The sequence below is a fragment of the Bacillus sp. CH_70 genome (assembly GCF_038007045.1).
GTDB lineage: Bacteria > Bacillota > Bacilli > Bacillales > Bacillaceae_G > Bacillus_A > Bacillus_A cereus.
Window position 1 is genome coordinate 443,809 of sequence record NZ_JBBOWL010000001.1, and the last position, 26,689, is coordinate 470,497.

Sequence of the window (26,689 nt, forward strand, 5' to 3'; positions counted from 1 at the left end):
GTAAATGTTTTTGGAGGTGAACTGTTGTGTTTTCACGTTTTACACTTCAACCATATGCATTAAAAGATGAATCAGATTTAAAGCAATTTGAAGCGCTTTTAGAAAAACGCCCACAATATGAGCTGACAGAGAATGAGATGAAATTTAGTTATATAGCATGTCGAATCCTAGGCGTTCCTAATGATGTAGATGAATATTTTAATGAACTGTTTGATTATAGTGAAGCGAAAGGAATCGAAGTTTTACACGAACAAAATTTAAACAAAGTGATTGATTCAGAAAAGCTTCGTCATATTCAAGAAGTGTTCGGATTACATCAAGAAGCACCAAATGGTCTGACAGTAAATAGGTTAGTTGCACACTTATCTGGGAAACAACTTTTACCGAAAGTAGACAACCCTGATTTACAGCATTACATACATACGACGTTTATTGCAGTATTGAAATTATATGAGAAACAACATAATCAGTCGTTAAAGACAGAAGGCTTCCGTCGTTTCTTAATCGACATAATTAAACTAAGCGAAAATTACGTAGCGAAGTGGTTCTCTACGATTAATTATAAGAAACAGATGCCACGTATCGTTTGGTATGGTGATGCACAGGAAAGCCGTATATATTTCTTATATTTTCTTATTATGCTCGGTTGTGATGTGCTTTATTATCACCCCGAAGGAAAAGATGGATTTGAAAATATTGATGAAGAGGGAAGAACTTTTATTGTGTCCCATCCGGGTCGCATTTCTCTTGAACCATTCCCTGATCGCCGCCGCGAGCGTGTTGCAACAGTAGCGTATCAAGCTTCGAAAGAAATTGAACAAGTACTTCACCACGATAATTCACTATTATATAAACCGTGGCAATTCCGTTCGTATACACCTGTAGCACGTACGTTAAAAACGACATATGATGAACTCTTTTTAATTACGAAAGAAAAGGCATTTGTACGTCCAACATTCTTTGTTGAAAATAAACATATTTATATTCCTTCTTTATTTGCGAAAATATCAGGCGTTTCAAAGAATGATAAAGAATATTTTCAACGATTAAAGGCTGTTACATCATTTGATAACAGTTTATTAATTAATACATTCCCGTTTACGAAAGAGCAAAAAGCAAACTTCCAATATCATTATCGAGATGCATTGGACCGAGCTGGAAAATTACATCCTGATCTAATTATGAATAGCCATTGGTGGCCGCATAAGCGTTTACCGGAAGGTTTACAACATGGGATTGCAGAGGCGATTATCCATACGTGCGAAAGTGAAATGTGCAAACCAATTGCGAAAGAGACGAAACAAGATGTAGCGCTATATGTTTTCGCACAACTTTCTCAAATACCACCCAATATTTTAGAACAGCTTGAGAAATTTGATTATTCACAAGATGTACCGAAAATTGTTATATTTAATAATGAGAAGAGCGGAGAATTAACTCGTTCTGACGCTGTTTTATTACTATTTTTAAATCAAATTGGAGTAGATGTATTCCATTTCAATCCCACGGGCAGAAACGATATTGAACCATATGTTGAAGCGGGAGCATTTGATTCCCATTGGCTTGAAGAAGTTAATTTCGATCTTGAGTTTCATGGTTCATCAGCCTATAAAAATTTATCACAAACAATAAAAGGACTATTTCGTCCATTTTTATAAGGAAAGGGAGAATACCATATGAATAACCCAGTCGTACTAGATTCGAAAACTGAATTGAATGAGCAAACCGCACAAGATGTTCGCTTGCAACTTAGACAAGATGCAGATGTGCAACGTATTTATAACGCAGTAGATATTAAAGATCAATTGGAATTAATTGAACTTGGAAAAGAACCTTCTATGGAAATTTCACGTTTTGCTGATCAAATTTTACATACAATGTCATTATCAAAGATAGAAGATTCTGGTGAATTGTTAAAGCAACTTGGTAAAATTATGGACAGATTTGATAGTAAAGACTTTGCAGAAGAAAAAAGTGGTTTCTTCTCGCGCATGTTCAAAAAAGCGGATAAAATGATAGAACAAATCTTTAGTAAATATCAAACGATGGGCCGCGAAATTGATAAGGTTTATGTGGAAATTACGAAGTACCAAGATGAGATGAAAAAATCAATTGGAACGTTAGATGGCTTGTATGAGCAAAACTTAAAATATTATTTAGACTTAGAGAAGTACGTAGTAGCAGGAGAAATGTTATTAGAGCGTTTAAATACAGAATTAGTTCCGATGTATGAAGAGCGCGTGCGTAATAATGATCAATTAGCAGGTATTGAATTAGAGTCTCTTAAAAACTCGGTTGAAATTTTAGAGCAACGTATTGATGATTTAGAAAAAGCGCGTATGGTTGCGCTACTTACAGCGCCGCAAATTCGCATGATTCAACGTGGTAATAATAAATTAATTGGTAAAATCAATACAGCATTTATTACAACGATTCCTATCTTTAAAAATGGTATCATTCAAGCAGTAAATGCGAAACGTCAAAAGCTTGTTGCAGATTCTATGGCTGAACTTGATCGCCGTACAAATGAATTACTTAAGAAAAATGCACAAAATATCGCAACGCAAAGTGTAGAAGTAGCGAGATTATCAGGTTCTTCTAGTATTAAGATGGAAACGCTTGAGGAAACTTGGAACATTATTTCAAAAGGTATGCAAGAAACACAACAAATTGAAGAACAAAATAAACGTGAGCGTGAAGAAAGCCGCAAGCGTATGGCTACATTAACGGAGAATATCAAAAAAGAATTACAAGGATAAATGAAAAGGCAATGAGGAATATTCCTCATTGCCTTTTAGTTTCTCTTCACTAATTTAATAATCTCATTCACAATAAGTGGAATGATACTCAATAAGAGAACAAATCCCCAATCTCGCATCGTTAATGCATGTACACCGAATATATTTGCAAGGGGCGGGATGGAGATGATACAAACTTGCATAAGAACACCGATAAGAAGGGAGAAAACTAAATATTTATTTGTAAGGATCCCAATTGAAAAAATTGATTTCGTTCTTGAACGCAAGTTAAATGAATGAACGAGCTGAGAAAAACTAAGAACGACAAATGCCATCGTTTGAGCGTGTAATAGAGCATCGTCATCAATTCGCTCTGGGAAAAGAGGGAATAAATTTGTATCTCCAGTATAGAATTTTGCTCCGGCGATAAAAGCTATTAGCGTTAAAAGTCCAATGATAACTCCATTGAAAATTAGGAAAGGAACGCTGCCACTAAATAAGCTTTCTTTTGCATGTCGTGGTTTTTCCTTCATCACATCTGGATCTTCAGGATCAACCCCAAGTGATAATGCAGGCAGTGTATCTGTAATTAAATTCACCCATAAAATATGAATAGGTCGTAGTGGTGTTGCCCAGCCGAGTAAAATTGCTAAAAATAAAGCGATAATTTCTCCGAAGTTACAAGAGAGTAGGAAGAGAATTGATTTTTTTATGTTGCGATAAATATTTCTACCTTCTTCAACAGCTTTCACGATAGATGAAAAATTATCATCTGTTAACACAACATCCGCTGCCCCTTTTGCAACGTCTGTTCCTGTAATGCCCATCGCTACGCCGACATCGGCTTGCTTTAAAGATGGTGCATCATTGACGCCATCACCAGTCATAGAAACGATATTTCCTTTCGCGCGTAATGCCTTTACAATTTTCACTTTATGCTCTGGAGAGACTCTAGCGAATACATTTAAATGATTAATTTTGCTAGCTAGTTCTGTATCAGAAATGTTATCTAATTCAGTTCCAATCATAATTTCCGATATTTCTTCAGCAATGCCAAGTTCTTTGGCAATTGCAAAGGCGGTATCTTTATGGTCACCAGTAATCATAACTGTGCGAATACCGGCTTTTTTACATTCTGTAATTGAATCTTTCACTTCAGTTCGTGGTGGATCAATCATACCGACAAGACCAATAAAGATAAGATTTTCTTCAAGATGGTTTATATCCACATTGTTTGAATTGTATTGTTTAAATGCGAATGAAAGTACTCTTAAAGCTTCTTGAGACATTGCTCCGGCAGCTTCTAATATTTGATTTTTATCAGAATCAGTTAAAATCTCGATTTTGCCGTTTTTAAAAATATGGGTACATCGAGGTAAGAGCTTATCAATAGCGCCTTTCGTCATGCTATAGTAGCCTTCATCGTATGTATGTACGGTTGACATCATTTTACGATCTGAATCGAAAGGTACTTCGTTAACACGTTCATGTATTTTTTCTAAATGATCTTTTTGCATGTTAAAAGTGGTTCCAGCAACGAGAAGTGCAATTTCAGTCGGGTCTCCCGTTTGTGATTCGTTAGTGTAAGAAGCATCATTACATAGCACCATATTTTCTAACAATAGACGTTGCGCATCATTATTTACATTTAAACTTTCTAAGCGATCGTATGTGTTATCACTATAAAAGTGAGTAACGGTCATTTTATTTTGCGTTAACGTACCTGTTTTATCTGAACAAATAATTGTGACAGAACCGAGGGCTTCAACAGCTGGTAGTTTCCGAATGATAACGTTTTGTTTAATCATACGTTGCACACCAATTGCAAGAACGATGGAAACGATAGCTGGCAAGCCTTCTGGAATAGCTGCAACGGCTAAACTAATAGCAGTCATAAACATTTCTAACGTATCCCGGCCTTGTAAAAAAACGATGAGGAACATAACGATACAAATAGCTACAGCGACAAAGCCTAAATATTTTCCGACTTGTGCTAAGCTTTTTTGAAGTGGTGTCATATCATCGTCTGCTTCATGTAAAAGGGTAGCAATCTTACCAATTTGTGAGTTCATTCCAGTTTCAACAGCAACACCGACGCCTCTTCCGTATGTTACAAGAGTGGACATAAATGCCATGTTTTTTTGATCGCCGAGTGGTACTTGCTCATCACTTTGCATGGAAGGGTGGTAGATTGCATCTTTATCAACAGGGACAGATTCGCCAGTTAGAGCAGATTCTTCAACTTTTAAATTTGCGGTTTCAATAAGGCGTAAATCGCATGGGATATATCGTCCGGCGTCGAGCATAACGATATCCCCTGGAACGACGTGCTCAGATGGAATTTCTTTTAGTTCACCATTTCTCTTGACGATAGCTTTAGGTGTTGCCATCTTTTTCAATGCCTCTAAAGCTTGTTCTGCTTTCGATTCTTGGACAACACCGATAACAGCATTTAAAACTACAACAAGCGCGATAATACTGGCATCCGCCCATTCACCTACAAAGGCAGAAATAAGGGCAGCAATAATAAGGACATATACGAGGACGTCATTAATTTGGGCGAAAATACGCTGCCATAAAGTGCGTTTTTGTTTTGTAGCTAATTCATTAGAACCGTATTGCTTTAAACGTTCACTTACAATCTCATCTGTTAAACCGTTTTGTTCGTTTGTTTCTAGGTCAATCAATGTTTGATCTTTCGTCTTACTGTACCAATTGCTCATAAGTAAGCACCTCCAGTAAAAACAGTTAGCAATGGTAGTGTTGCTATTATTTGTGAGTAGTATGTATGGAGAAAAAATCTAAGGTGAGGTTCTACTTCTATTGTACAATATTTTACAGTTGGTTGAGGGAAAGAGAAGAGTTGTCATGAATTTGTTGGAAATAAAAAAGAGCCTCATAATAAGAGAGGCTTTTTTACTTTTTAATTAATGTACCTAATTCTTCTGTAATAGCTTGCATTTCACTAATGCTGAATGTTTCACGTTTCATAACATGATCATAAATGTCACGTAAATCTTCGTACATTTCTTCGTTAAAACTAGCAGCTCTCATCGCTCCAGCATTAACCATACGTAATTTTTCTTTAATAGCTTCGACCATGTATTCAACGTTTTCTTCTGACTTTACGGATAAATCCACCGAAGTGTCCCCCTTTAAAATAACATAAGGCTATCTTAACATTTTTTATCATTTTCGTTAATGGATCTTTTCAATCCTATTAAATTAGTAGGGATTTCCTTTATATTTCATAATTGGTTGTTTATACTATAAGTATATATGAAGAAATGCACCAAGAAGGGAAGAAACAAAAACATGGTTCAAGTATTGTTTGTTTGTCTTGGGAACATTTGCCGTTCTCCGATGGCAGAAGCGATTTTTCGAAATCTTGTCGTAAAAGAGGGACTTGAAGAGAAAATTGTCATTGATTCTGCAGGAACTGGAGATTGGCATGTTGGCCATCCGCCACATAAAGGAACACAAAAAATTTTAAAAGAAAATGCAGTCACTTTTGAAGGAATTAAAGCAAGGCAAGTAGAAAAAGAAGACTTAACAAAGTTTGATTATATTATTGCCATGGACAACAAGAATATAGCAGATTTAAAAAGTTTAGGTAAAACTGGAGGCTATATTGGTAGGCTGTCCGACTTTGTTCCAGACGGTGGCTGGACAGACGTTCCTGACCCTTACTATACAGGGAATTTCCAAGAAGTATATGACCTTGTAACAGAAGGGTGTGCAAAGCTATTAGCTTTCATACGAAATGAACAAGGAATATGAGGAAGCTTAGAAAGAAATACTTTCTAACATAAGAAATGAAAGGGTGAAGGAATATGGCAAAGAAAAATAATATTGCTCGAAACATTGCGATTGGTGTAGCGGCAGGTGTAGCTGTATCCATGTTAAAGAAAGAAAACCGTGAAAAAGTAAAAAATACAGCAGAAAAAGCAAAAACAAAGATGATTGAAATTGGTGAAAATGCAAAGATCAAAGAAAAAGTGCAAACTGTTACAGATAAAGGACGCGAACTTGCTGATTTCAATGTGGTAAAAGCGAAAGTAGCAGAAATTAAAAAATTAACGCCATCTGTTGTAGAGACGTTAAAAGAAACGAAAGAAATTTTTAGTAAGAAAAAAGTTGAGCCAGAAGAAAAGCCAGAAACGATTGAAATTCAAGCTGTATCTCCAAAGGTAGATGAGCTGAAAGCAGAAGAAGAGCCAGTAGTTGCTGAAGATGGTGGTATGAAAGAAGCGCGTGAATTATTTATAAAAGACTCAAATGCAGTGGAAAAAAAAACTGAAGCGTACATTGAGTTAAAGCAAGATAAAGAAGAGAAGAAAAGCGTTTAAACATATATGAGAAAAATTTTAGAAAAGGTGAGAAGAAATCGTACTTATTCGTTTGGTAAAGATTTATATGACCGGACGATGCGCGATGATGTAGCGGGCTTGGCAGCACAGCTCGCTTATTTCTTCTTGCTTGCAATTTTTCCTGGGCTCGTTTTCTTAATTACGCTTCTTGGATTTATTCCCATTCAAACAGAGGATGTGCTTAGTTTATTAGAGGTTTATGTACCAGATGATGCAATGAACTTAATTGAGGTAAATGTAGATAAAGTTGTAAACCAGCAAAATGGTGGTTTATTATCATTTGGTTTATTATCCATGTTATGGTTTGCCTCAAATGGTGTTAATGCGGTTATGAATGCTTTTAACCGCGCTTATGACGTAAAGGAAACACGTTCTTTTATTACAACAAGAGCGTTATCAATTGTGTTTACATTAGCTATTATTTTTATGATTGTCTTTGCGTTAATTGTTCCGGTATTCGGACAAGTTATTGGAGCAGCAGTGTTTAAAGCACTCGGTTTATCAGATAGTTTTTCTTTCGTATGGAGCATTACACGATTAGTAGCGAGTTTCTTCGTACTATTTGCTTTGTTTAGTTTCTTATATACATTTGCACCAGATCGAAAGTTAAAAAGAAGAGAAGTTATTTCAGGGGCGTTATTTGCTACTGTAGGATGGATTGTGGTGTCTTACTCATTTGCTTATTATGTAGATAAGTTTGCGAATTACGCCAATACATATGGTGGTCTCGGTGGTATCATTATTTTAATGTTATGGTTTTATTTAACTGGATGGGTAATTTTACTTGGCGGTGAAATTAATGGTTTACTCCACCATTATAGAACCGGTGACAATAATTCCCGTAATGAATAATGAGTTCTTGTTCCATAATAAAAAGGAACAGGGGGGATATTTCATGAGTAATAATAAAAAGAACCATAATAATAAAAGTAATAATAAACAAAAGAGCAGTTCGCATCCAAAGCATAAAACGAGTAGCAGTGCGAACGGTCATAATAGCTATCACTAAAAAAAACGGGTCCTCTATGAGGGACCCGTTTTATTTGCTTCCTTTTAGTAATCGTAAGCCATTCAAAATGACAAGAATCGTACTTCCTTCATGGCCAATAACACCGAATGGAAGAGCTAAAAATTGCAAGAAGTTTGAACAAATTAGCATGGCAATAACGACTAGCGAAAAGATTACGTTTTGCTTCACAATACGGTTCATTCGTTTTGATAAACGAATTGCTTGGGAAAGGCGAGATAGTTCGTTCTTCATCAGTACAACATCTGCAGTTTCTAAAGCTACATCTGTTCCTTCTCCCATTGCGACACCAATGCTAGCAGTAGCTAGGGCAGGTGCATCATTTATACCGTCTCCAACCATTGCTACTGTACCGTATTTTTCTTTTAACTTTTTAATCGTTTCAACTTTTGTTTCTGGTAAGCATGATGCGTAATATTCCTTTATATTACTTTCAGAGGCAATTGCTTTTGCCGTTTCTTCATTATCTCCAGTAATCATAATTGCTTCGACACCAATGCTTTGTAAATCACGAATAGCAGCTATTGTTTCTTGGCGAAGCGTATCTTTTAAAGCGATAAGTCCAAGAATGCCTCCCTCATCACTAATATAAACGACAGTTTTACCTTCTTTTTCAAGTGAGGCAGAAATACCATTATGAAATGTCTTTGTTTCTTCACCGATAAAATCAGCTTTACCTATTTTATAAGCGTTGTTTTCCAATATTCCTTTTAGACCAAAACCAGTTACATCTTCAACCTTTTCTGGTTTTTTTAAAGTAATGTCGTACGCATGTTGTGCATATTTAACAATGGATTCAGCTAAAGGATGTGTAGAGTGACTTTCAATTGATGCTGTAATATAAAGTACTTCTTTTTCTGTTATATTTTCTCGAACATATACATCTGTTACGGTAGGTTTACCTTCTGTTAATGTTCCTGTTTTATCAAACGCGATTGCTTTCACAGAAGCAAGGCGTTCTAAATGTATACCGCCTTTAAAGAGAATACCGTTTCTCGCTCCGTTAGAAATGGCTGATAACGTAGCTGGTGTAATGGCAGCTACGAGCGCACAAGGAGATGCGACTACAAGTAAGATCATAGCGCGATAAAACGTTTCATTCCAGCTCCAGTCAAGTAAGAAATGAGGAACGAACATCATAAGCGCAACAACGAGTAGTACACCTTTTACGTATGTTCCTTCAAACTTTTCAATGAATAGTTGTGATGGTGATTTTTCACTTTGTGCACTTTGGACGAGACGGATAATCTTTTGGAATAATGTTTGATCGCTCGGCTTCGTAATTTTAACTTCGATAGCACCACGTAAATTTACAGTACCGGCAAATACTTCATCGCCATGTCTTTTCTCATTTGGAATAGGTTCTCCTGTGATTGCTGCCTCATCGATATTTGTTTCACCGTTATGAATCGTACCGTCAGCAGGAACACGTTCACCGGGTTTAATTAAAATAATGTCGTTAATTTGTAACTCTCCAACAGGAACACGTTCCTCAGTTCCGGTGGAAATACGTAATGCTTCTTCAGGCTGTAAGTCAAGAAGAGCGGAAATTTCTTTTTGGCTCTTACTTAACGTATAAGATTCCATAGCACCGCTGAGTGCAAAGATGAAGATTAAAATAGCCCCTTCTGCCCAGTAGCCAATAATTGCAGCACCAATAGCTGCAAAGAGCATTAGCATTTCAACATTTAGCTCTTTTTCTTCAATCGTATCTTCAATTCCTTCTTTTGCTTTTGCATATCCACCAACTATATAAGCAAGGATATAGCAAGTAATACCTACATTCATTGCATCGTTCTTTGTAAATAACCAACCAACTAAAATAAAAATACCAGATGCTACTGCAAATACAAGTTCATAATGTTTTTTTAATGTGTCCCATAAAGAGGGATGAGAAATTGTTTCTTTTGCGTGTAACGTTTTTACTTCTGAGTTCATTACTACTCGCTCCTTCCGAATTCTTATTGAGAAAAATAATCAAAATCGAAACCCCTATAAAACGACGAAAGCTGCCATCCATAATGGATAGCAGCATTTCTGTTGAATCTGTTTTTAATCGTTCTTATGTTGTAATTATTCTATAGTATATCATATGTTTTTATGAGATGGTACGGTTTTGTTTCAAGTATAAACGGAAAACTTGTGTTTTCGCAATTCCTTTGGTATATATGAATATTGTTCATAAAAAGGTCGGAAAGGAAGACAACAAGTGAAGACAGAGAAATTTTTTACCCATCCGATTGGCGTATTTATTGCTGCAATAGTAGCAACTTTTTTATGGGGAAGCGCATTTCCTTTTATTAAATTAAGTTATGTTGAACTTGGAATTCAACCACAAGAAGTTGGAGAGCAAATATTATTTGCCGGTTATCGTTTCTTTTTATCTGGATTCATGCTCTTATTATTCTTTAAAGTGTTAGGAAAAGATATGAGCTTCAAAAAAGGAACGGGGAAACAGTTAATACAAATTGGTTTATTCCAAACGTTTCTTCAATATATCTGTTTTTATATTGGAATGAGTTATAGTTCGGGAATTGAAGGAGCTATCATTTCAGGGACATCATCATTCTTTCAAATTTTACTCGCCCATTTTTTATATAAAGATGATGCCCTCAATATGAGAAAAATAATTGGCGTATCGATTGGCTTTTGTGGCGTCGTTTTAGTAAATATGCCGAGTGATGGTAGCTTATCATTTCATTTTGGAATCGGAAGCTTATTACTTCTTAGTGCAGCAATGCTGTATTCATATGGAAACATATTAGCGAAAGAAGGTAGTAAAACGTTAGATGTTGGCTATATGACAGCATACCAAATGATGTTTGGTTCTATAGGATTATTATGTATAGGGGCTTTACAAGTTGGAGTAATGCCATTTACATTTAGTCTACATGCACTACTTATGCTGATTTATTTATCTTTCTTATCTGCAGCTGGTTTTTGCATTTGGAATACAATTATGAAGTACAATAAGGTTGGAAAAGTATCTATGTATATGTTCTTTATACCCGTATTTGGTGTGTTATTATCGAGCATGATTTTAGGTGAAGCAATTCATTCATTTGTGTTACTCGGTTTAGCATGTGTAGCCGCGGGAATTATTGTGGTAAATCGGACGCCAGCTAAGCAAAAAATAGAGAAAGAAAAACAAGTAGCATAGAAAGCAGAAAAGCGATTACAATGGAAGAACAGTACTGTTCTTCTTTTTTTATAGAAAAAGGATAATAGACTAAGTGTAACGAAAAAAGATACAAAAAGCATTTATTGAGGAGAACATATTATGAATCTACTTTACGTGGTGTTAATTGGGCAAATACTTCTTTTTTTAATTGGTGCAATTTATGCAATGCGGCAGACAAAAAGAACACAAGATAATATGCCGTTACCTTTAGCAATCCGTCTTATTCTTAGTTTTTCTTTAACAGGTAGTGCAATTTGGATATGGTTACAAGATCCATCTGTAGAGTATAGTACGTGGGTTGCACTTGGTATGACTTTATCGACTGTGGGAGATTTGTTTATGGCTGGGCTGATTCCAATTGGTCACAGGTTAATTGGTGGGATGGTTACTTTCGCTCTTGCTCATTGTTTTTATGTAAAAGCATTTTTGCAAACAGGAATTTCGTGGAATGGTTTTTGGATTGGCTTACTCGTATATGGGCTCTTTCTAATTGTAGGATGGTTCTTCTTTATCCGAAATGATAAACAGGATAAATTGTTTACGATAGGAGCTCTAATTTACGGATTGTGGGTTGGAGGAATGGCTTGCTTTGCATTCGCCTTATATTATGAAAATACAGGAATATGGTGGATACCAGCGTTTGGTGGTTTACTGTTTGTGATTTCTGATTTTATTATTGGCGTGACAGATATCGGAGGGCGTAAATTGAAGTATGAGCCACTTTGGATTTGGTTTACATATGTAGCTGCTCAAATGTGTATTGTATATGTGGGATTATAAAAAGATACTCTCAAAATAGTGAATAGACTATTTTGAGAGTATCTTTTTTGCTTGTTTAATTTGATCAGTATTACCATTTTGAAATTTCTAATATTATAATTTTATAATTCAGAATTTTGTAGAAAAATATCAGTTGTATTATTTATAATAAAAGTAAAAAGATGATGAGATGGTGAAATGATGCAAAAGAAAAAACGTTGGCGTGAATTCTTTGGAACTATTGCAATTGCATGTTTATTGGTGTTTTTGGCGAAAATTTTTGTGTTTTTCCCTACGACTGTAAAAGGAGCATCTATGAGGCCAACGTTGCAAGATGGAGATAAGGTAATTGTTAATAAGTTAGCAAAACAATTTGAAAGCTATGGGAGAGAAGATATTATTGTTGTGAAAACAGATAATTTTTATGTCAAAAGAGTGATTGGATTATCTGGAGATATAATTGAGATGAGAAATGATCAATTATATGTAAATTCTGAAGTGAAAGATGAAGAGTATTTGGATAGTAATAAAAAACAAGCAGAAAAAAAACTTATGAATTTAACAGAGGACTTTGGACCGATTACAGTTCCTAAAAATAAGATTTTTGTTATGGGAGATAATCGCTTAATAAGTAAAGATAGTAGAAATGGTTTAGGTTTTATTGATAGAGAAGATGTGTTAGGAAAGTTAGCAGGCATTTATTATCCGTTTGAACATATGAAAATAATAAAGTAAAAAACCAAGCAAATTTTAGTTTGCTTGGTTTTTTTGTTAAACAGTAGGAGATTCGTTAGATACAAACATATCTTCATGTTTCTTTGTAGTACTTAAAACGAATTTATGTTGTAGCAATTGTAGTTTAAATAACGCCAAAGGATCATGATATGTTTCTGGATTGCTTCTTAGCGTTGCTAATGTTTGCTCGTCTTCCTTTATCTCAAGTTGAGCTGCATCCACATTTTGTTTCAATATGCTAAGTGGATCTTTAAAGAACATCATGATATCACGTTCTAATGCACCTTCAAATACTTCAAATTGTAGGAAGAATTGTTTTGAAATTGTGTGAGCAATTTCTGTATAGTCTTCTGTTTCAATATATTGTTTATATTTGTTGGCGAGCATAGATTGGTTTTTTTGCATATTACCAAATAATTTTCCGGCACTTTTTAAGAAAAACTGTGTTGGTGTAAAGCGTAATAAAATATTGATGTTCGTTACTGTAATTCGATTTGTCATTCGTACAACATCTCGATTCCAATCATCTAATAATTTGAAATCGCAAGGAAGTTTCATACGTTCTTCTTTATATAATTTATTAAACGTTTCACTCATTTCATCTAAATAAGCTTGAGCTTGAATAAATTCATTATGTGCTGTTTCAATCCATTCTTGAATAGACCCAGTAAATTTAGGAAGAAGTACCTGTTGTACATGCTTTTGAACTCGTTCATTCATTGCAGCATTTAATTCTTCATGAACTAGTTTGAAATCACTATCTTCTTGAACAAGATCAGAGCAGCTCTGTAATAATTCAGGAATTTGAGAATGTATATCTCGTGTAATTTCTTCTTTCGTTAAAAGATAGGATTCGGTAATAGAGCGAATTTTATCTTTTTCAAGAGCAGTAAGGTTATTAATAAATCCAGTAAGTTTCACTGAGATGTGTTTATTCCAGCGTACGGATTTTACTAATGTATTTTCTAATTCCACACGTTCATTTATGAGATAAGCAATTGTCTTTTGCGTAAACCATATTAGCTTTTCTATACGTTCTTTTTCTATATTGCGTTTTGCAAGATTAGAGAGAATAGATTCTGTTACATCTCCAAGTTGCTGACTACTCTCTTGCGAAGGAGAGTATGGGAAGAATTGTGCATCTGGAAAATGTACTTTAAGTTTACTAATTAGTTTTTCATTAGTAGTCGTATTATTTGTGTGTAATACGAAGTGAATTTGTAAGTTTGGTACTTGTTCACGTAAATAAATTAACGTATCAATTTCTTCACTATGCAATGGTGAAGAAGAATTTAATACGTAAACAAGGCTATCTGCTGCTTGTAAGTATTCAAAGTATGCATTGTTTTTATCCAATTGTCCTTGAATGGATGGTGTAATAAGAAATGTAAACTTATTTTTTCTTAAAAATCTACTTGGTAGCTTAATTTCTATACATTTTTTCTCAAGTTCTGACTGAGCAGATGTAGCCGCTATTTGATGGAATTCATCAAGGTTAGAGATATTTCTGATATCTAACTCGGTAAATTCTGTTATTTCAGTTTGACTAGCGTCTTTAAATAGAATAGGAGTTGTTAAAGTTTCGGTTAAGATGTTCTCTCCTAATATTGAATTAACAAATGATGTTTTATCATGGTCACTAGTTCCAGCTATTAGTAGTGGTGTGACATTTAAATCACATAGTTCATGGACGAGTAGCGTAAATTGATGACTTAAATCTACATCATTTTTCTCAGCCCATACAGCGATTGTTTCGAATAAATGAGAAACTATTTCCATATTTACATCTGCTTCAGCTGATGTATTAGAAAGTAAGGATCCAGCACTTTTTACGAGTAATGATTCTAGGGTTGTAGGTGAGACTTCATTCCATGCTAATACTGCTGCAGAGACAACTAGAGAATCTTTTGCTTTCGTTAAACTGAACCAATTTGTTAATAGATTTGGTACAAGTCCGTTTAATTCATGCATAAAATGATTTCCGGTAATTAATGCAAAGTATGTTTCTTGATAGCGAGTAGAAATTTCATTCCAATCGTCATTATTGTCTGTTTCAATATGCAAGAATAAATGATTAATACTTTGAATCCAAGGAAGGTATAAGGATTCATGTTGGTAGCTATTCCAAAGAGCAATAACAAGTTCTTTAAATTGAGCTTGATCAACAGCATATAGAGCTTTTAAAGACTCATAGAAATATTCAGGCTTAATATTTTTAGTAAATCCTTTGTTTATGTAATTTATTAATGTATCAAACCAGTGTAAAGATTGTGTTCGAATACCTTCTTGAACAGCTAGTTCGATAGCGTTGTTCCAATCTTCTTGTTTTTCATAGAAAGAACGTGCAATTGCAGTAATGTTTGGATAATCCGGTTGGAATGCAACAGCTTCACTAATCGTCTTAAAAGCAAGTCCTAAACGATCTTGTTCGATATAAAGAGAAAGAAGTTGTAATGAAACTTCCATCGTAAGAGTTGTATCTTCTGTTTGAATAGATTGATAAATTTCTTCTGCCTTTGGTAGGAATCCTAGTTCAAAATAAGCATCTGCAATATTTTTTGTTGCCCAAAGTGCAAGAGTATTATTAACTTTTTCCCATTTAAATATAGCTGCTTCAAAATCTTTATTTTGATAATAAAATTCACCTTGAGCAAATCGAATATTAGAAATGTTGGAGAATTCATTTTTAGATTCATTTATATATGCTTCACCGAGTACTTCCGATGCAGGAGTAGAAGTTTCTTCTGTTAAAAATGTTTTATAGTAAACTTTTTGAATAAATTGATTTTCAATGGTCATGTTCGTTCCCCCCTGTATAATTTAGAAAAATGATGTTGTATGTAAAAGGGTTCATGTTCTTTTAATAGGTAGAAGTTGGATTATATAGACCAAACTATGTTTTTGCTAGATATATCATTTTTCTTGAGAGTTAAACCGTTGCGAAAAGTAACTTTCCTTTATTGTAACAAAAAAACACGCATATGAATTTTTATTTTTTATCAGGACATTTGCAGGCAGTAAGAATCTAATCTCAAAATTAGTGAATGTAAGTGAATTATGTCGGAGGCGGGATACCTGTAGAAGCCTGATGGATGTAGGCTAATAATCAGTAGAGGATGAAGAAAACCCACGCGGATTGAAGTTTAATTTTATCTCTGTTAAAGGAAAGAATAGAAGTAGAGTTCATTATAAAAACAATGTATAGTGAATATGTATACCATGTTTGCCTTAAAGATAGAACGGGTACAATGTGGAATAACGATCGTGCATAGGATGTGTCTTCCGAATGGAACAACATATTGGCGAGTTAATCGCGCATTATGGCTATTTTGGAATTGTTATAGCCTTGGCTGGTGGGATTGTCGGATTACCGATACCAGACGAGTTTTTATTGACCTTTGTTGGTTATAATGTTTCAAAAGGAGTTATGTCAGGAACCGCTGCTTTTTTAAGTGGGATGGCTGGTGCGATGTTAGGGATTACGTTAAGCTACATATTAGGTTTAAAACTTGGGCTCCCTGTTTTAAAGAAATATGGGCCGAAAATTAGAATTAAAGAACATCACATTGAAAAAACACATATTTTATTTGAAAAATATGGGCCATTTCTTTTAATGATTGGTTATTTTATACCGGGAGTACGTCATTTAACAGCATATTTTGCTGGGGTATCAAATTTGACACTTTGGCGTTTTTGTTTGTACGCTTACGGTGGTGCGCTCATTTGGATAAGTGTTTTTATTGGGCTTGGCTGGAAGTTAGGCGAGAAGTGGCGCTTCGTTGAGTATAGTTTACATCATTATGGAATATGGATTTTATTAATTTCAGCAGTTGTTACATGTGTTGTATGGTTTTATATAAAGAAAAAGAAAAACCGCTAATAGCGGTTTTTTTAGCTGAAAGCAATAAATAATACACCAGCTGTAATAAAGACTACACCAACGCCGGTCATAAAGTTTAACTTTTCACCGAGTATAATCATAGCGAGAATGATAGCAAATACGACGCTTAATTTATCGACAGGAGCTACTTGTGAAACCTTTCCTGTTTTGAGGGCAAGAAAATAAAATAGCCATGACGAAGCACCTGCAATCCCACTTAATGTGATAAATAGCAGTGCTTTTTTATTTAGCAGTACGTCGCCGATATTTTGAAATTTACCTTGTATGATAATAACGCCTATCATAAATAATGCCATAATAATAGATCGAATTGTTGTTGCAACGTTTGCATCGATTCCGTCTAAACCAAACTTTCCAAAAATCGATACAAGGGCAGCAGCAATTGCTGATAATAGTGCAAACAAGAGCCACGAACTCATAGTAAAACCCCTCCAATCTTACAGTATTATACATGAAAATGATTCTCATGTATAAAGTTGAAGCAATTGAGGTTTATAGGAAGCACGACTTCAACTTAACTTCTTGTTCCACCTGAATTTTAAGGTGGGAGTTTGACTGCCCGCAAATAGTGGGCTAAATAACGAAATAATCCCCACCTTATATTTTTAATAAGGTGGGGATTATTATACTACTCTGCAATTTCCTCATATAAAAAGTACGTTACATTATAAATATGTTCTACTTCATCGTCTGTCATAAACAGTAATTCGTCACGCTCAATCCCTTTTTTCTTTTCAATAAACTCAATCATGTTTTTGCGTTCTTCTCTCTTCATCAATTTTATTTCTCCTCTCAATCTGTTTTAATACAGTTTATTTAAGTTACTGCTATTATATAACAGAATCTTTAGAAAGTTCCACCTATTTTATTGTTTTTTTCAAAAGAACTTTTCGACAAAACAAGCCCACCTAAGGGGGGCTTGTTTTATTTTATAGTCGTAAAAACTCAGGCTCCGTCGTACCGGCACCATCGATGTAATAAATTGTGTCGGGATTGATTTTTATCAATACGTAATTAGGGTCTTCAGGACCGAGTAACCAACGTTTTAAGCTATTATTCCAAAACTTGTTTTTTAATGTCGAGTCTTCCTCGATTGAAGCTAACCCTTCAACTTCAATATAATCTTCATCTAATTTTTTTCCTTCTCGTCCGAGTAATACATGGACATTAGGATTGTTTTCAATATCTGTTATCTTTTTTGATTGTCGATCTGTTGCAACGTACAGTACAAAATCTTCATGGAAAAACATCATAAAGGCGCTATGAGGTTTCTCATTTCGTACTGTAGATAATACACCGGTACGTTGACCTTGAATAATAGTTGCGATTTTTTCTTTTAAGTGCATAATTTTAACCCCTTTTCACAATTTATAATTCTGTCTGTTTAAACAAGATAATTTAAATATCTTTCATACTGTTTTCTTCAATCCGATTTTTTAAACGTAATTGTGATGAAATCGGACAAGTTAGGAGAAGAATAATAATAATATTGAGGAGAAATACATACGATGGAAGGGTGAAAAGCATGTTTAATAAAATATTTCTTATAGTAGCACTTATAGGTGTACCACTATCTGTACTTGGAAAAACACTTCATTGGCCAGAAACAATTATGTTCGCTGTGTATTGTATTACGATTATCGCGTTAGCTGGTTTTATGGGGAGAGCAACAGAGAGTTTAGCAATTGTATCTGGTCCTAGAATAGGCGGATTATTAAATGCTACTTTCGGTAATGCAGTTGAACTTATCATTTCAATTTTTGCACTTCAAGCAGGGTTAATTGAAGTGGTGTTAGCTTCTTTAACGGGTTCTGTACTTGGAAATTTATTATTAGTAGGAGGATTATCCTTCTTTGTAGGTGGACTTAAATATAAAAGGCAAAGCTTTAACGTTTACGATGCAAGGCATAATTCAGCTTTATTAATATTTGCTGTTGTCGTAGCCTTTGTTATTCCAGAGATCTTTTCAATGAAGATGGACGCTGGCAAGACGTATCAATTAAGTATAGGTGTTTCTATTATTATGATTATCATGTACCTTGCTGCATTACTATTTAAGTTAGTTACGCACCGTGGTGTATATCAACATAAAAGTGACGAAGTAGCGCATGAAGAAGAGCCAGAGTGGTCGAAAGGGAAAGCACTCCTTATTTTAGCGATAGCAACACTGGCAGTAGCTTATGTGTCAGAGGCGCTCGTGCATACTTTTGAAACTGTTGCAAAATCATTTGGTTGGTCAGAATTATTTATAGGGGTTATTATCGTTGCAATTGTTGGAAATGCAGCGGAACATGCATCTGCAATTATTATGGCTTATAAAAATAAAGTAAATATTGCAGTCGAAATTGCAATAGGTTCTACATTACAAATCGCCATGTTTGTTGCTCCTGTACTAGTATTGCTATCTATGTTCTTCGCGCAGAGGATGCCTTTAGTATTTACCATACCAGAACTTGTATCTATGATTACAGCTGTTTTCTTAACGATTGCGATTTCAAATGATGGAGATACAAACTGGTTTGAAGGCGGCACTTTACTAGCGGCGTATGTCATTATGGGAATTGGTTTTTATTTATTATGAAAAATAGGCATAACAATTGTGCTCAGAGAAAACAATAAACAAAGTAGTATATATACCTTTACATAGGAAGGAGCCAGACAGGTGAAACGAGTATACAGCATATGTCTTTCAACTATGGTCTCGTTTATTTTATTATTTCCTAACATGAGTTTTGCAAAGACAACAGTAGGAACAAAAATGCCTTCATCTGTTTTAAATATTTCAAAAGACAATACATTTCCAAATGATGCGCAAGATTTGCCACGTTTACAGCCAAGTAAGTTTGCTCAAGAACTATTGAAAACAGCTAATATTAAAATTGAAAATCCAGACTTAATTCGGATGTTTAATGAAACGACAATTTCAAATGCGCCGCTTGCAGTAGGGTACCGGGCAAAAATTTATTTAGGTCAATGGGCTTTACATTATGAATCAGTAGACACATCGATTAATTGGGAATATAAACAAGTGAATCGAAATGTGTATGATAATCGCGGAGGAGACCGTTTATATCCACTTCGCTATAAGCAAGAAACACAAAAGACGGTTGAAGGCGATTTAACAGCAGATATGAAAGATGCTGCAGATGTGAAAAAAATGATGCTTCTCAAAGCGCTTGAAAAAGTACAATTGCCCCTTTCGTTTAAAACAACTATTGGTTATGGTACTGGACATGAGCGTGTGTATAATATTAGTCCGAGTCAACTCGGATATTTATACGCTTATACACCAGCAGTAAATGAAAAGGGAAAAGTAACATTTGGAGAAGTGTATCTTGTATTAAAGGGAAATCAAAAAAGACTTGTTGTGAAAAATATTACTTCTCAAGGAATTGGAGCGGCGATTCCAATTCATGATCATTTATTTTTTAAATTCATTTCTTCTTCCCACTCGCAATAACATAAAAAAACGTCAGCTTATAAGCTGACGTTTTTTTATAATGTAATGTTTGCTGTTTTTGATAAGAAATCTTCTGTCGGATAGTAGCTGTTTTTTACAAGAACATTTGGTCCAAGACATTTTACTGCAGGACAGTGACAGCTTAATGATTTTGCTGTTTTTGAAGCACTCCATTTGTCATATGCTTCTTGTAATGTGTTTGTTTGTATGTTTCCTAGAAGTGGAACATCACCAAAGTCCGTCACAATAATATTTCCATCGAAAATATTTACATTTAAACGAGAACGGCCATCTGGATCATTACGAACAGTGACATTTTTGCTCTCTTGTAATTTTTTAAATGTGGCAATGTCTCGCTCGTCATCGCTACAAGCATAGAAAGGTAACGTTCCAAATAACATCCATACATTTTCATCGCGAATTTCTAGTAAATGCTCAATTGCATTACGAATTTCAGCTTTTGTTAAAATCTCTAGATTACTCGCGAAGTCACTTGGATACATTGGGTGAACTTCATGACGTTTACAGCCCATCTCTTCGACGATTTGACGGTGAATATGTTCAATATGTGGTAGAGTTCTTTTGTTTAACATTGTTTCGGCCGATACAAGTACACCTGCATCTGATAGAGCCTTACTATTTGTAATCATTCTTTCGAATAATTTTGCACGTTGTTCGTAAGTAGGTTTACGCTCCATCATTGCAAATCCGCCTTCAACGAAGTCATCAATTGTTCCCCAGTTATGAGAGATATGCAACACGTCTAAATAAGGAATAATTTGTTCGTAACGTGCTAAATCTATAGTTAAGTTAGAGTTGATTTGAGTGCGAACGCCTCGTTCATGGGCGTATTTTAAGAGTGGTGTTACATAGTTGTCGACGGATTTTTTTGAAAGCATAGGTTCTCCGCCAGTAATACTTAAAGAACGTAAATGAGGAATCTCATCTAATCGTTTTAATAAAAGATCCATCGGAAGCGGATTTGGGTCTTTCGGCTGTAACGTGTAACCAACAGCGCAATGCTCACAGCGCATATTGCATAACGTCGTCGTTGTAAATTCAACATTTGTTAATAGTAGTTTGCCGTACTCTTCAAGGTCCATATACGCTTCCCATGGATCGTAAGAAGGAGTAATCGGCTTCATTTTTTGTGATATCGTCATATGAAATACTCCTTTGACTATTGAAATAACAATTTGTCCATTCTCTATAATAGAAGAATATGTGCTTTTTATAAAGTGAAACTTTTTAGCGTGAAAAGAGAGAGGGCTTACATTATAGTGGATGACTGTGACAAAATTGATGAAATTTCATGCCCATAGCAATCATTTTTGCGGTATAATAAAAGCAACTCGAATTAAAAGGAGAGTGCCTTCATGGGAAAAGCAATTCAAGATAAAGATACACAATTAGTATATTTAAAAGAGCGTTTAAATATGTTCATTGAAGTAATTGATACAATTGAACCTGAAGAAGTAGAATTAGAAGATGTAGATCGTCTTCTTGCAATGTTAGATGAATTAGAATTAAAATGTGAGCAATTTAAAAAAGACGAATAATATATTAAAAAGGCTGCCAATTCCAATTTGGTAGCCTTTTTCTGTGCGGATAATAGAAGGACGATAGAAAAAGAGGTATAATCAAGTTGTGAAAAATTTCATTTATGCTTTAATAGCGTGAAACAAATAAAAAGCTAAAGAGCATAACAATGGAATTTTCAGCTCATAACGTTTTGGTAGCGTTCACAATTGAGGGGGAAGTAACAATGGAAAAGCTTCAAGAAAGCATGTATCAACTAATTGTTGAAACGTCAACGAACTTACCGAAAGATGTTCGTCGTGCGATTCAACAAGCGAAAGAGCGAGAAAATGCAGGGACTCGTTCTGCGATGGCACTTGGCACAATTACAAATAATATTAAAATGGCTGATGATAACATCTCACCGATTTGCCAAGATACAGGGATGCCAACGTTTAAAATTTATACACCAGTTGGTGTGAATCAATTAAAGTTGAAGGAAGCTATCTATAATGCGCTTGAGCGGGCGACAAAAGATGGTAAACTTCGTCCAAATTCTGTTGACTCTCTTTTTGGAGACAATAGTGGAAATAATTTAGGACCAGGTACACCGGTTATTAAGTTTGAACAATGGGAAAAAGATTATATTGATGCACGTTTAATCCTAAAAGGTGGTGGCTGTGAGAATAAAAATATTCAATATAGCTTACCGTGTGAACTAGAAGGACTTGGACGAGCTGGCCGTGATTTAGAAGGAATTCGTAAATGCCTTCTTCATGCAGTATACCAAGCACAAGGTCAAGGATGTAGTGCTGGTGTAATTGGTGTTGGTATCGGGGGAGACCGCACATCAGGTTATGAATTAGCAAAAAATCAATTATTCCGTACATTAGATGATGTCAATCCAGTACCAGAGTTACAACAACTTGAAGAGTACGTATTAGAAAATGCGAATAAGCTTGGCATTGGTACAATGGGATTTGGTGGAGAAACAACTTTACTGGGCTGTAAAATTGGCGTGTATAACCGCCTGCCGGCTAGCTTCTACGTATCTGTGGCGTATAATTGCTGGGCATATCGCCGCCTAGGTGTAACAATCCATCCTGAAACAGGTGAAATTATGGATTGGTTATATCAAGAAGGTGAAGATACACTTCAGCATGAAGCACAAGAAAAAACAGAGCAACGTGAGATTGTATTACAAGCACCAATTACAGAAGAGCAAATTCGTGGACTTCGCGTTGGTGATGTTGTAACAATTAATGGCATGATGTATACAGGTCGTGACGCAATCCATAAGCATTTAATGGATAATGATTGTCCAGTAGATTTAAATGGACAAATTATTTACCACTGTGGTCCAGTTGTTGTGAAAGATGACAATGACAATTGGCAAATTAAAGCGGCAGGTCCAACGACAAGTATTCGTGAAGAACCGTACCAAGGCGATATTATGAAGAAATTTGGTATTCGCGCTGTTATTGGAAAAGGCGGTATGGGTGCGAAAACATTAGCGGCTTTAGAAGAACACGGCGGCGTGTACTTAAACGCAATTGGCGGTGCGGCGCAATATTATGCTGAATGTATTAAAGAAGTGAAAGATGTTGATTTCTTACAATTTGGTATTCCAGAAGCAATGTGGCATTTACGCATTGAAGGTTTTAAAGCAGTTGTAACGATGGACTCTCATGGTAATAGTTTACATGCAGATGTTGATAAAACATCACTTGAAAAATTAGCGAGCTTTAAAGAGCCGGTATTTAAATAAACAAAAATGCATCTCGAATCTTTCGAGATGCATTTTTTGGTATATATAGAAAAACATGCACAGCATGAAAGTAAGTAAGTAAACAGAAACTACAGGTACGATTATATATGGAAAGGAGACTATTTATGAAATATAAATGGTTATATATCGGTCTCATTTTTTCAATTATGATGGCACTTGTTCCAGTTTCGGCATTGGCTTATACAAATACTCCACATAACTGGGGAATCCCGCGTCCTAAAAATGAAACAGTACCAGATGCAGGAAAGTTATATACGGATTTACTGCAAAAAAATGGCGGGTTTTATTTAGGAGATACGAAGAAAAAAGATATTTATTTAACATTTGATAATGGGTATGAGAATGGATACACAGGGAAAATCTTAGATGTATTAAAAGAGAAAAAAGTACCAGCAACTTTCTTTGTAACGGGGCATTACATTAAAACACAAAAAGATTTATTGTTAAGAATGAAGGATGAAGGACACATTATTGGAAATCATTCTTGGAGTCATCCTGATTTTACAGCGGTAAATGATGAGAAGCTTCGTGAAGAATTAACGAGTGTAACGGAAGAAATTAAAAAAGTAACTGGGCAAAAAGAAGTGAAATATGTACGTCCTCCGCGCGGCGTATTTAGTGAAAGAACGTTAGCTCTTACGAAAGAAATGGGCTACTATAATGTATTTTGGTCACTTGCATTTTTGGATTGGAAAGTGGATCAGCAAAGAGGATGGCAATATGCGCATAATAATGTTATGACGATGATTCACCCAGGATCTATTTTATTACTTCATGCAATATCAAAAGATAATGCAGAAGCACTTGCAAAAATCATTGATGATTTGCGCGAGAAAGGGTATCATTTTAAAAGTCTAGATGACTTAGTAAAAAGCAATCAACCGTAAGCATGTATGCTTACGGTTTTCTCATGCTATAATGATGTGTAAAAAGGATGGGGAAACGTATGTGGAGCGAACATGTTACGTTAGAGTATCCGTATCATTTTGAAGAAGTATTAAAACGTTTATCTTTTGATCCTCTTAACGTCATTCAATTAGATGAGAAAGTCATTTATATCCCGCTTTGTATAGACGAGGAACAGGTTATTGTTCGCTTACAAGGGATTGGTACTGTTCAAAATCCACAGTTTTGGATTTCTAGTCAGACAGGAAATCCGGAGAAAGTCATGAAACGAATGAGGGCCATTTTTCATTGGAATGAACCGTTTCAAGATATACAAAATCATTTTTTAAACACATCATTACGTCCACTATTTGAAACATATGCTTATACTCCAATTATTTTAGAATTTGATTATTTTGCTTGTCTTCTTCGCTGTATCATTCACCAACAAATAAATTTGAAATTTGCTACTGTGTTAACAGAACAATTTGTGAAACGGTATGGAACAGAGAAGAACGGTGTATTCTTTTTCCCCACTCCGGAAATAGTAGCAAATATTTCAATAGAAGAATTGAGAGAGCAGAAGTTTAGTCAGCGAAAGGCTGAATATATAGTAGGATTAGGTCGAAGTATTGTCAGTGGTACATTAAATTTAGCGAGTATAGAAAATGAGACGGAAGAAGAAGTTTCAGCACAATTGTTGCCAATTAGGGGAATTGGTGCATGGACAGTGCAAAACTTTTTAATGTTTGGGCTTGGACGGAAAAATATGTTCCCGAAAGCGGACATTGGGATTCAGCGTGCAGTGCAAGGTATATTTCAATTAGATGATAAACCTGATGATGTATTTTTAGAAAAAGTGAAACAAGAGTGTGAACCATACTGCAGTTATGCAGCGTTATATTTATGGAAAAGTATAGAGTAGAGGTGTAATAATGATACAAAAGCAACATGAGAGTAAGTTGGAAGTTGGTCAAACGTTTCCTGTGACAATTAAACGTCTTGGGATTAACGGAGAAGGCGTTGGTTATTTTAAGAGACAAGTTGTTTTCATTCCAGGGGCATTACCAGGAGAAGAAGTTGTTGCAGAAACAACGAAAATTCAGCGTGGCTTCGCTGAAGCGAAAGTGAAAAAAGTTCGTAAAGCTTCACCGCATCGTGTGAAAGCACCGTGTCCAGTATATGAGGAGTGTGGCGGTTGTCAGCTGCAACATTTAGATTATAAAGAACAATTGAATCAAAAGCGTGATATCGTTGTACAAGCATTTGAGAAGTACATGAAAAACAGTATGGAAGAGAAAATTCGTCCAACGCTTGGCATGGAAAATCCATGGCATTACCGTAATAAGAGTCAATTACAAGTGGGGCGTAAAGACGAAAAGGTTATTACAGGGCTATATAAACAAAACTCACATCAGTTAATTGATATTGCTCACTGTATGATTCAACATAAAGCAACGAATGAAGCGACAAAAGTTGTAAGACGTATTTTAGAAAAATTAAATGTTTCTATTTACAATGAGAAAAAACAAAAAGGTTTAGTACGCACAATTGTAACACGTACTGCAGTTCAAACAGGGGAAGTACAAGTTACACTTATTACAACGAAAGAAGAATTACCAAATAAAGAACAATTTGTTGCAGAAGTACAAAAACAGATGCCAGCGGTTAAATCAATTATGCAAAATGTAAACTGGCGTAAAACATCTGTTATTTTTGGAGACAAAACATTTAAATTAGCTGGAAAAGAAGTAATTCAAGAAACACTTGGTGATTTATCATTTGAATTATCAGCACGTGCATTCTTCCAGTTGAATCCAGAACAAACAGTTGTTTTATATAATGAGGCGAAAAAAGCAGCTGCGTTAACAGGAAACGAGAAGATTGTGGATGCTTACTGTGGTGTTGGTACAATCGGTCTTTGGCTTGCAAATGATGCAGCGGAAGTACGTGGTATGGATGTAATTCCAGAAGCGATTGCAGATGCAAGAAAAAATGCGAAGCGCCACGGATTTACAAATACGAAATATGAAGCAGGTAAAGCTGAACAATGGTTACCGAAATGGGTAAAAGAAGGATGGCGTCCAGATGTAATTGTTGTCGATCCACCACGTACAGGTTGCGATGATAAATTACTGGAAACAATTTTAAAAGTGAAGCCGAAACAAGTTGTGTATGTGTCTTGTAATCCTTCTTCATTAGCACGTGATGTACAAGCATTAATGAAGAGCTATGAAGTGGAGTATGTGCAACCAGTTGATATGTTCCCGCATACAGCTCACGTAGAAAATGTAGTGAAGCTTGTTAGAAAGTAAAGTTTATTAAT

General features: G+C 35.2%; 24 protein-coding genes. 16 read left to right on the top strand and 8 right to left on the bottom strand.

Features of this window, described 5'->3' with window-relative positions; translation table 11 throughout:
• Nucleotides 1-26 precede the first annotated feature (26 nt).
• The gene (locus tag N2V79_RS02265) at nucleotides 27-1,658 is read left to right on the top strand and encodes a YceG family protein (RefSeq protein ID WP_000492846.1); all 1,632 of its coding nucleotides are present in this window, start codon (nucleotides 27-29) and stop codon (nucleotides 1,656-1,658) included.
• 18 nt (nucleotides 1,659-1,676) lie between these two features.
• Nucleotides 1,677-2,759 carry a toxic anion resistance protein gene (locus tag N2V79_RS02270; RefSeq protein ID WP_340719542.1) on the top strand — a complete coding sequence of 361 codons (1,083 nt, stop codon included), beginning with the start codon at nucleotides 1,677-1,679 and terminating at the stop codon, nucleotides 2,757-2,759.
• A 35-nt stretch (nucleotides 2,760-2,794) separates the two neighbouring features.
• Here N2V79_RS02270 and N2V79_RS02275 read toward each other — a convergent pair whose 3' ends face one another.
• Nucleotides 2,795-5,461: a cation-translocating P-type ATPase gene (locus N2V79_RS02275; protein ID WP_340719543.1), complete on the bottom strand. Its 2,667-nt coding sequence runs from the start codon at nucleotides 5,459-5,461 to the stop codon at nucleotides 2,795-2,797.
• 193 nt (nucleotides 5,462-5,654) lie between these two features.
• On the bottom strand, nucleotides 5,655-5,879 hold the full coding sequence (locus N2V79_RS02280; RefSeq protein ID WP_000366196.1) for a DUF1128 domain-containing protein: 225 nt from the start codon (nucleotides 5,877-5,879) through the stop codon (nucleotides 5,655-5,657).
• 174 nt (nucleotides 5,880-6,053) lie between these two features.
• Here N2V79_RS02280 and N2V79_RS02285 point away from each other — a divergent pair, with 174 nt between their 5' ends.
• The 3 genes from N2V79_RS02285 to N2V79_RS02295 are packed head-to-tail and all read left to right on the top strand — an operon-like array spanning nucleotide 6,054 to nucleotide 7,960.
• Complete coding sequence (locus tag N2V79_RS02285; protein WP_000250916.1) at nucleotides 6,054-6,518, top strand: low molecular weight protein-tyrosine-phosphatase; 465 nt, start codon at nucleotides 6,054-6,056, stop codon at nucleotides 6,516-6,518.
• Nucleotides 6,519-6,571: 53 nt separating this feature from the next.
• A complete protein-coding gene (locus tag N2V79_RS02290; protein WP_001085387.1) occupies nucleotides 6,572-7,087 on the top strand; it encodes a DUF4075 domain-containing protein in 516 nt (171 codons plus the stop codon).
• Nucleotides 7,088-7,093: 6 nt separating this feature from the next.
• Nucleotides 7,094-7,960 (top strand): YihY/virulence factor BrkB family protein, encoded by an 867-nt coding sequence (locus N2V79_RS02295; protein ID WP_001226536.1) that lies wholly within the window; start codon nucleotides 7,094-7,096, stop codon nucleotides 7,958-7,960.
• Between the two features lie 187 nt (nucleotides 7,961-8,147).
• Here N2V79_RS02295 and N2V79_RS02300 read toward each other — a convergent pair whose 3' ends face one another.
• On the bottom strand, nucleotides 8,148-10,073 hold the full coding sequence (locus tag N2V79_RS02300) for a heavy metal translocating P-type ATPase (protein WP_163061477.1): 1,926 nt from the start codon (nucleotides 10,071-10,073) through the stop codon (nucleotides 8,148-8,150).
• Nucleotides 10,074-10,344: 271 nt separating this feature from the next.
• Between N2V79_RS02300 and N2V79_RS02305 the strand changes: the two genes are divergently transcribed.
• The 3 genes from N2V79_RS02305 to lepB all read left to right on the top strand — a co-directional run bounded on the left by N2V79_RS02305 (nucleotide 10,345) and on the right by lepB (nucleotide 12,810).
• A complete protein-coding gene (locus N2V79_RS02305; RefSeq protein WP_000845702.1) occupies nucleotides 10,345-11,295 on the top strand; it encodes a DMT family transporter in 951 nt (316 codons plus the stop codon).
• 120 nt (nucleotides 11,296-11,415) lie between these two features.
• On the top strand, nucleotides 11,416-12,096 hold the full coding sequence (locus N2V79_RS02310) for a lysoplasmalogenase (protein ID WP_340719544.1): 681 nt from the start codon (nucleotides 11,416-11,418) through the stop codon (nucleotides 12,094-12,096).
• Between the two features lie 177 nt (nucleotides 12,097-12,273).
• Entirely contained in the window at nucleotides 12,274-12,810 is a 537-nt protein-coding gene (gene lepB, locus N2V79_RS02315) for a signal peptidase I (protein WP_000983310.1), read from the top strand.
• A 36-nt stretch (nucleotides 12,811-12,846) separates the two neighbouring features.
• On the opposite strand, the gene N2V79_RS02320 is transcribed toward lepB, so the two are convergent.
• Complete coding sequence (locus tag N2V79_RS02320) at nucleotides 12,847-15,609, bottom strand: tetratricopeptide repeat protein (protein WP_069354911.1); 2,763 nt, start codon at nucleotides 15,607-15,609, stop codon at nucleotides 12,847-12,849.
• A gap of 487 nt (nucleotides 15,610-16,096) precedes the next feature.
• Here N2V79_RS02320 and N2V79_RS02325 point away from each other — a divergent pair, with 487 nt between their 5' ends.
• A complete protein-coding gene (locus tag N2V79_RS02325) occupies nucleotides 16,097-16,690 on the top strand; it encodes a DedA family protein (protein WP_000434876.1) in 594 nt (197 codons plus the stop codon).
• An 11-nt stretch (nucleotides 16,691-16,701) separates the two neighbouring features.
• Here N2V79_RS02325 and N2V79_RS02330 read toward each other — a convergent pair whose 3' ends face one another.
• The 3 genes from N2V79_RS02330 to N2V79_RS02340 form a co-directional block, all read right to left on the bottom strand.
• Complete coding sequence (locus tag N2V79_RS02330; RefSeq protein ID WP_088024138.1) at nucleotides 16,702-17,130, bottom strand: EamA family transporter; 429 nt, start codon at nucleotides 17,128-17,130, stop codon at nucleotides 16,702-16,704.
• 209 nt (nucleotides 17,131-17,339) lie between these two features.
• Nucleotides 17,340-17,486: a BH0509 family protein gene (locus N2V79_RS02335; protein WP_000817786.1), complete on the bottom strand. Its 147-nt coding sequence runs from the start codon at nucleotides 17,484-17,486 to the stop codon at nucleotides 17,340-17,342.
• Nucleotides 17,487-17,640: 154 nt separating this feature from the next.
• The gene (locus N2V79_RS02340) at nucleotides 17,641-18,057 is read right to left on the bottom strand and encodes a pyridoxamine 5'-phosphate oxidase family protein (protein ID WP_000550219.1); all 417 of its coding nucleotides are present in this window, start codon (nucleotides 18,055-18,057) and stop codon (nucleotides 17,641-17,643) included.
• 179 nt (nucleotides 18,058-18,236) lie between these two features.
• On the opposite strand from N2V79_RS02340, the gene cax reads away from it, so the two are divergent.
• Together cax and N2V79_RS02350 are read left to right on the top strand one after the other, a co-directional pair.
• Nucleotides 18,237-19,292 carry a calcium/proton exchanger gene (gene cax / locus N2V79_RS02345; RefSeq protein WP_000482133.1) on the top strand — a complete coding sequence of 352 codons (1,056 nt, stop codon included), beginning with the start codon at nucleotides 18,237-18,239 and terminating at the stop codon, nucleotides 19,290-19,292.
• Between the two features lie 81 nt (nucleotides 19,293-19,373).
• Nucleotides 19,374-20,171, top strand: coding sequence for a YfkD famly protein (locus N2V79_RS02350; protein ID WP_002083605.1), 798 nt, complete (start codon nucleotides 19,374-19,376; stop codon nucleotides 20,169-20,171).
• 35 nt (nucleotides 20,172-20,206) lie between these two features.
• On the opposite strand, the gene yfkAB is transcribed toward N2V79_RS02350, so the two are convergent.
• Nucleotides 20,207-21,334 carry a radical SAM/CxCxxxxC motif protein YfkAB gene (gene yfkAB, locus N2V79_RS02355; RefSeq protein WP_000156025.1) on the bottom strand — a complete coding sequence of 376 codons (1,128 nt, stop codon included), beginning with the start codon at nucleotides 21,332-21,334 and terminating at the stop codon, nucleotides 20,207-20,209.
• 213 nt (nucleotides 21,335-21,547) lie between these two features.
• Here yfkAB and N2V79_RS02360 point away from each other — a divergent pair, with 213 nt between their 5' ends.
• The 5 genes from N2V79_RS02360 (at nucleotide 21,548) to rlmD (ending at nucleotide 26,678) form a co-directional block, all read left to right on the top strand.
• Nucleotides 21,548-21,730: an SE1561 family protein gene (locus N2V79_RS02360; RefSeq protein WP_000513558.1), complete on the top strand. Its 183-nt coding sequence runs from the start codon at nucleotides 21,548-21,550 to the stop codon at nucleotides 21,728-21,730.
• 206 nt (nucleotides 21,731-21,936) lie between these two features.
• On the top strand, nucleotides 21,937-23,457 hold the full coding sequence (fumA, locus tag N2V79_RS02365; RefSeq protein WP_000413530.1) for a class I fumarate hydratase: 1,521 nt from the start codon (nucleotides 21,937-21,939) through the stop codon (nucleotides 23,455-23,457).
• 125 nt (nucleotides 23,458-23,582) lie between these two features.
• Nucleotides 23,583-24,365, top strand: coding sequence for a delta-lactam-biosynthetic de-N-acetylase (gene pdaA / locus N2V79_RS02370; RefSeq protein ID WP_000875957.1), 783 nt, complete (start codon nucleotides 23,583-23,585; stop codon nucleotides 24,363-24,365).
• Nucleotides 24,366-24,424: 59 nt separating this feature from the next.
• Nucleotides 24,425-25,288 (top strand): DNA-3-methyladenine glycosylase family protein, encoded by an 864-nt coding sequence (locus N2V79_RS02375; protein WP_000269416.1) that lies wholly within the window; start codon nucleotides 24,425-24,427, stop codon nucleotides 25,286-25,288.
• A 10-nt stretch (nucleotides 25,289-25,298) separates the two neighbouring features.
• Nucleotides 25,299-26,678: a 23S rRNA (uracil(1939)-C(5))-methyltransferase RlmD gene (gene rlmD, locus N2V79_RS02380; RefSeq protein ID WP_017657168.1), complete on the top strand. Its 1,380-nt coding sequence runs from the start codon at nucleotides 25,299-25,301 to the stop codon at nucleotides 26,676-26,678.
• Nucleotides 26,679-26,689: the final 11 nt, after the last annotated feature.

Coding starts and splice junctions, on each gene's coding strand:
- N2V79_RS02270 (WP_340719542.1), top strand. CDS start 1,677: ATGAATAACCCAGTCGTACTAGATTCGAAAACTGAATTGAATGAGCAA.
- N2V79_RS02275 (WP_340719543.1), bottom strand. CDS start 5,461: ATGAGCAATTGGTACAGTAAGACGAAAGATCAAACATTGATTGACCTA.
- N2V79_RS02285 (WP_000250916.1), top strand. CDS start 6,054: ATGGTTCAAGTATTGTTTGTTTGTCTTGGGAACATTTGCCGTTCTCCG.
- N2V79_RS02290 (WP_001085387.1), top strand. CDS start 6,572: ATGGCAAAGAAAAATAATATTGCTCGAAACATTGCGATTGGTGTAGCG.
- N2V79_RS02295 (WP_001226536.1), top strand. CDS start 7,094: ATGAGAAAAATTTTAGAAAAGGTGAGAAGAAATCGTACTTATTCGTTT.
- N2V79_RS02300 (WP_163061477.1), bottom strand. CDS start 10,073: ATGAACTCAGAAGTAAAAACGTTACACGCAAAAGAAACAATTTCTCAT.
- N2V79_RS02310 (WP_340719544.1), top strand. CDS start 11,416: ATGAATCTACTTTACGTGGTGTTAATTGGGCAAATACTTCTTTTTTTA.
- lepB (WP_000983310.1), top strand. CDS start 12,274: ATGATGCAAAAGAAAAAACGTTGGCGTGAATTCTTTGGAACTATTGCA.
- N2V79_RS02320 (WP_069354911.1), bottom strand. CDS start 15,609: ATGACCATTGAAAATCAATTTATTCAAAAAGTTTACTATAAAACATTT.
- N2V79_RS02325 (WP_000434876.1), top strand. CDS start 16,097: ATGGAACAACATATTGGCGAGTTAATCGCGCATTATGGCTATTTTGGA.
- N2V79_RS02330 (WP_088024138.1), bottom strand. CDS start 17,130: ATGAGTTCGTGGCTCTTGTTTGCACTATTATCAGCAATTGCTGCTGCC.
- N2V79_RS02335 (WP_000817786.1), bottom strand. CDS start 17,486: ATGAAGAGAGAAGAACGCAAAAACATGATTGAGTTTATTGAAAAGAAA.
- N2V79_RS02340 (WP_000550219.1), bottom strand. CDS start 18,057: ATGCACTTAAAAGAAAAAATCGCAACTATTATTCAAGGTCAACGTACC.
- cax (WP_000482133.1), top strand. CDS start 18,237: ATGTTTAATAAAATATTTCTTATAGTAGCACTTATAGGTGTACCACTA.
- yfkAB (WP_000156025.1), bottom strand. CDS start 21,334: ATGACGATATCACAAAAAATGAAGCCGATTACTCCTTCTTACGATCCA.
- N2V79_RS02360 (WP_000513558.1), top strand. CDS start 21,548: ATGGGAAAAGCAATTCAAGATAAAGATACACAATTAGTATATTTAAAA.
- fumA (WP_000413530.1), top strand. CDS start 21,937: ATGGAAAAGCTTCAAGAAAGCATGTATCAACTAATTGTTGAAACGTCA.
- pdaA (WP_000875957.1), top strand. CDS start 23,583: ATGAAATATAAATGGTTATATATCGGTCTCATTTTTTCAATTATGATG.
- N2V79_RS02375 (WP_000269416.1), top strand. CDS start 24,425: ATGTGGAGCGAACATGTTACGTTAGAGTATCCGTATCATTTTGAAGAA.
- rlmD (WP_017657168.1), top strand. CDS start 25,299: ATGATACAAAAGCAACATGAGAGTAAGTTGGAAGTTGGTCAAACGTTT.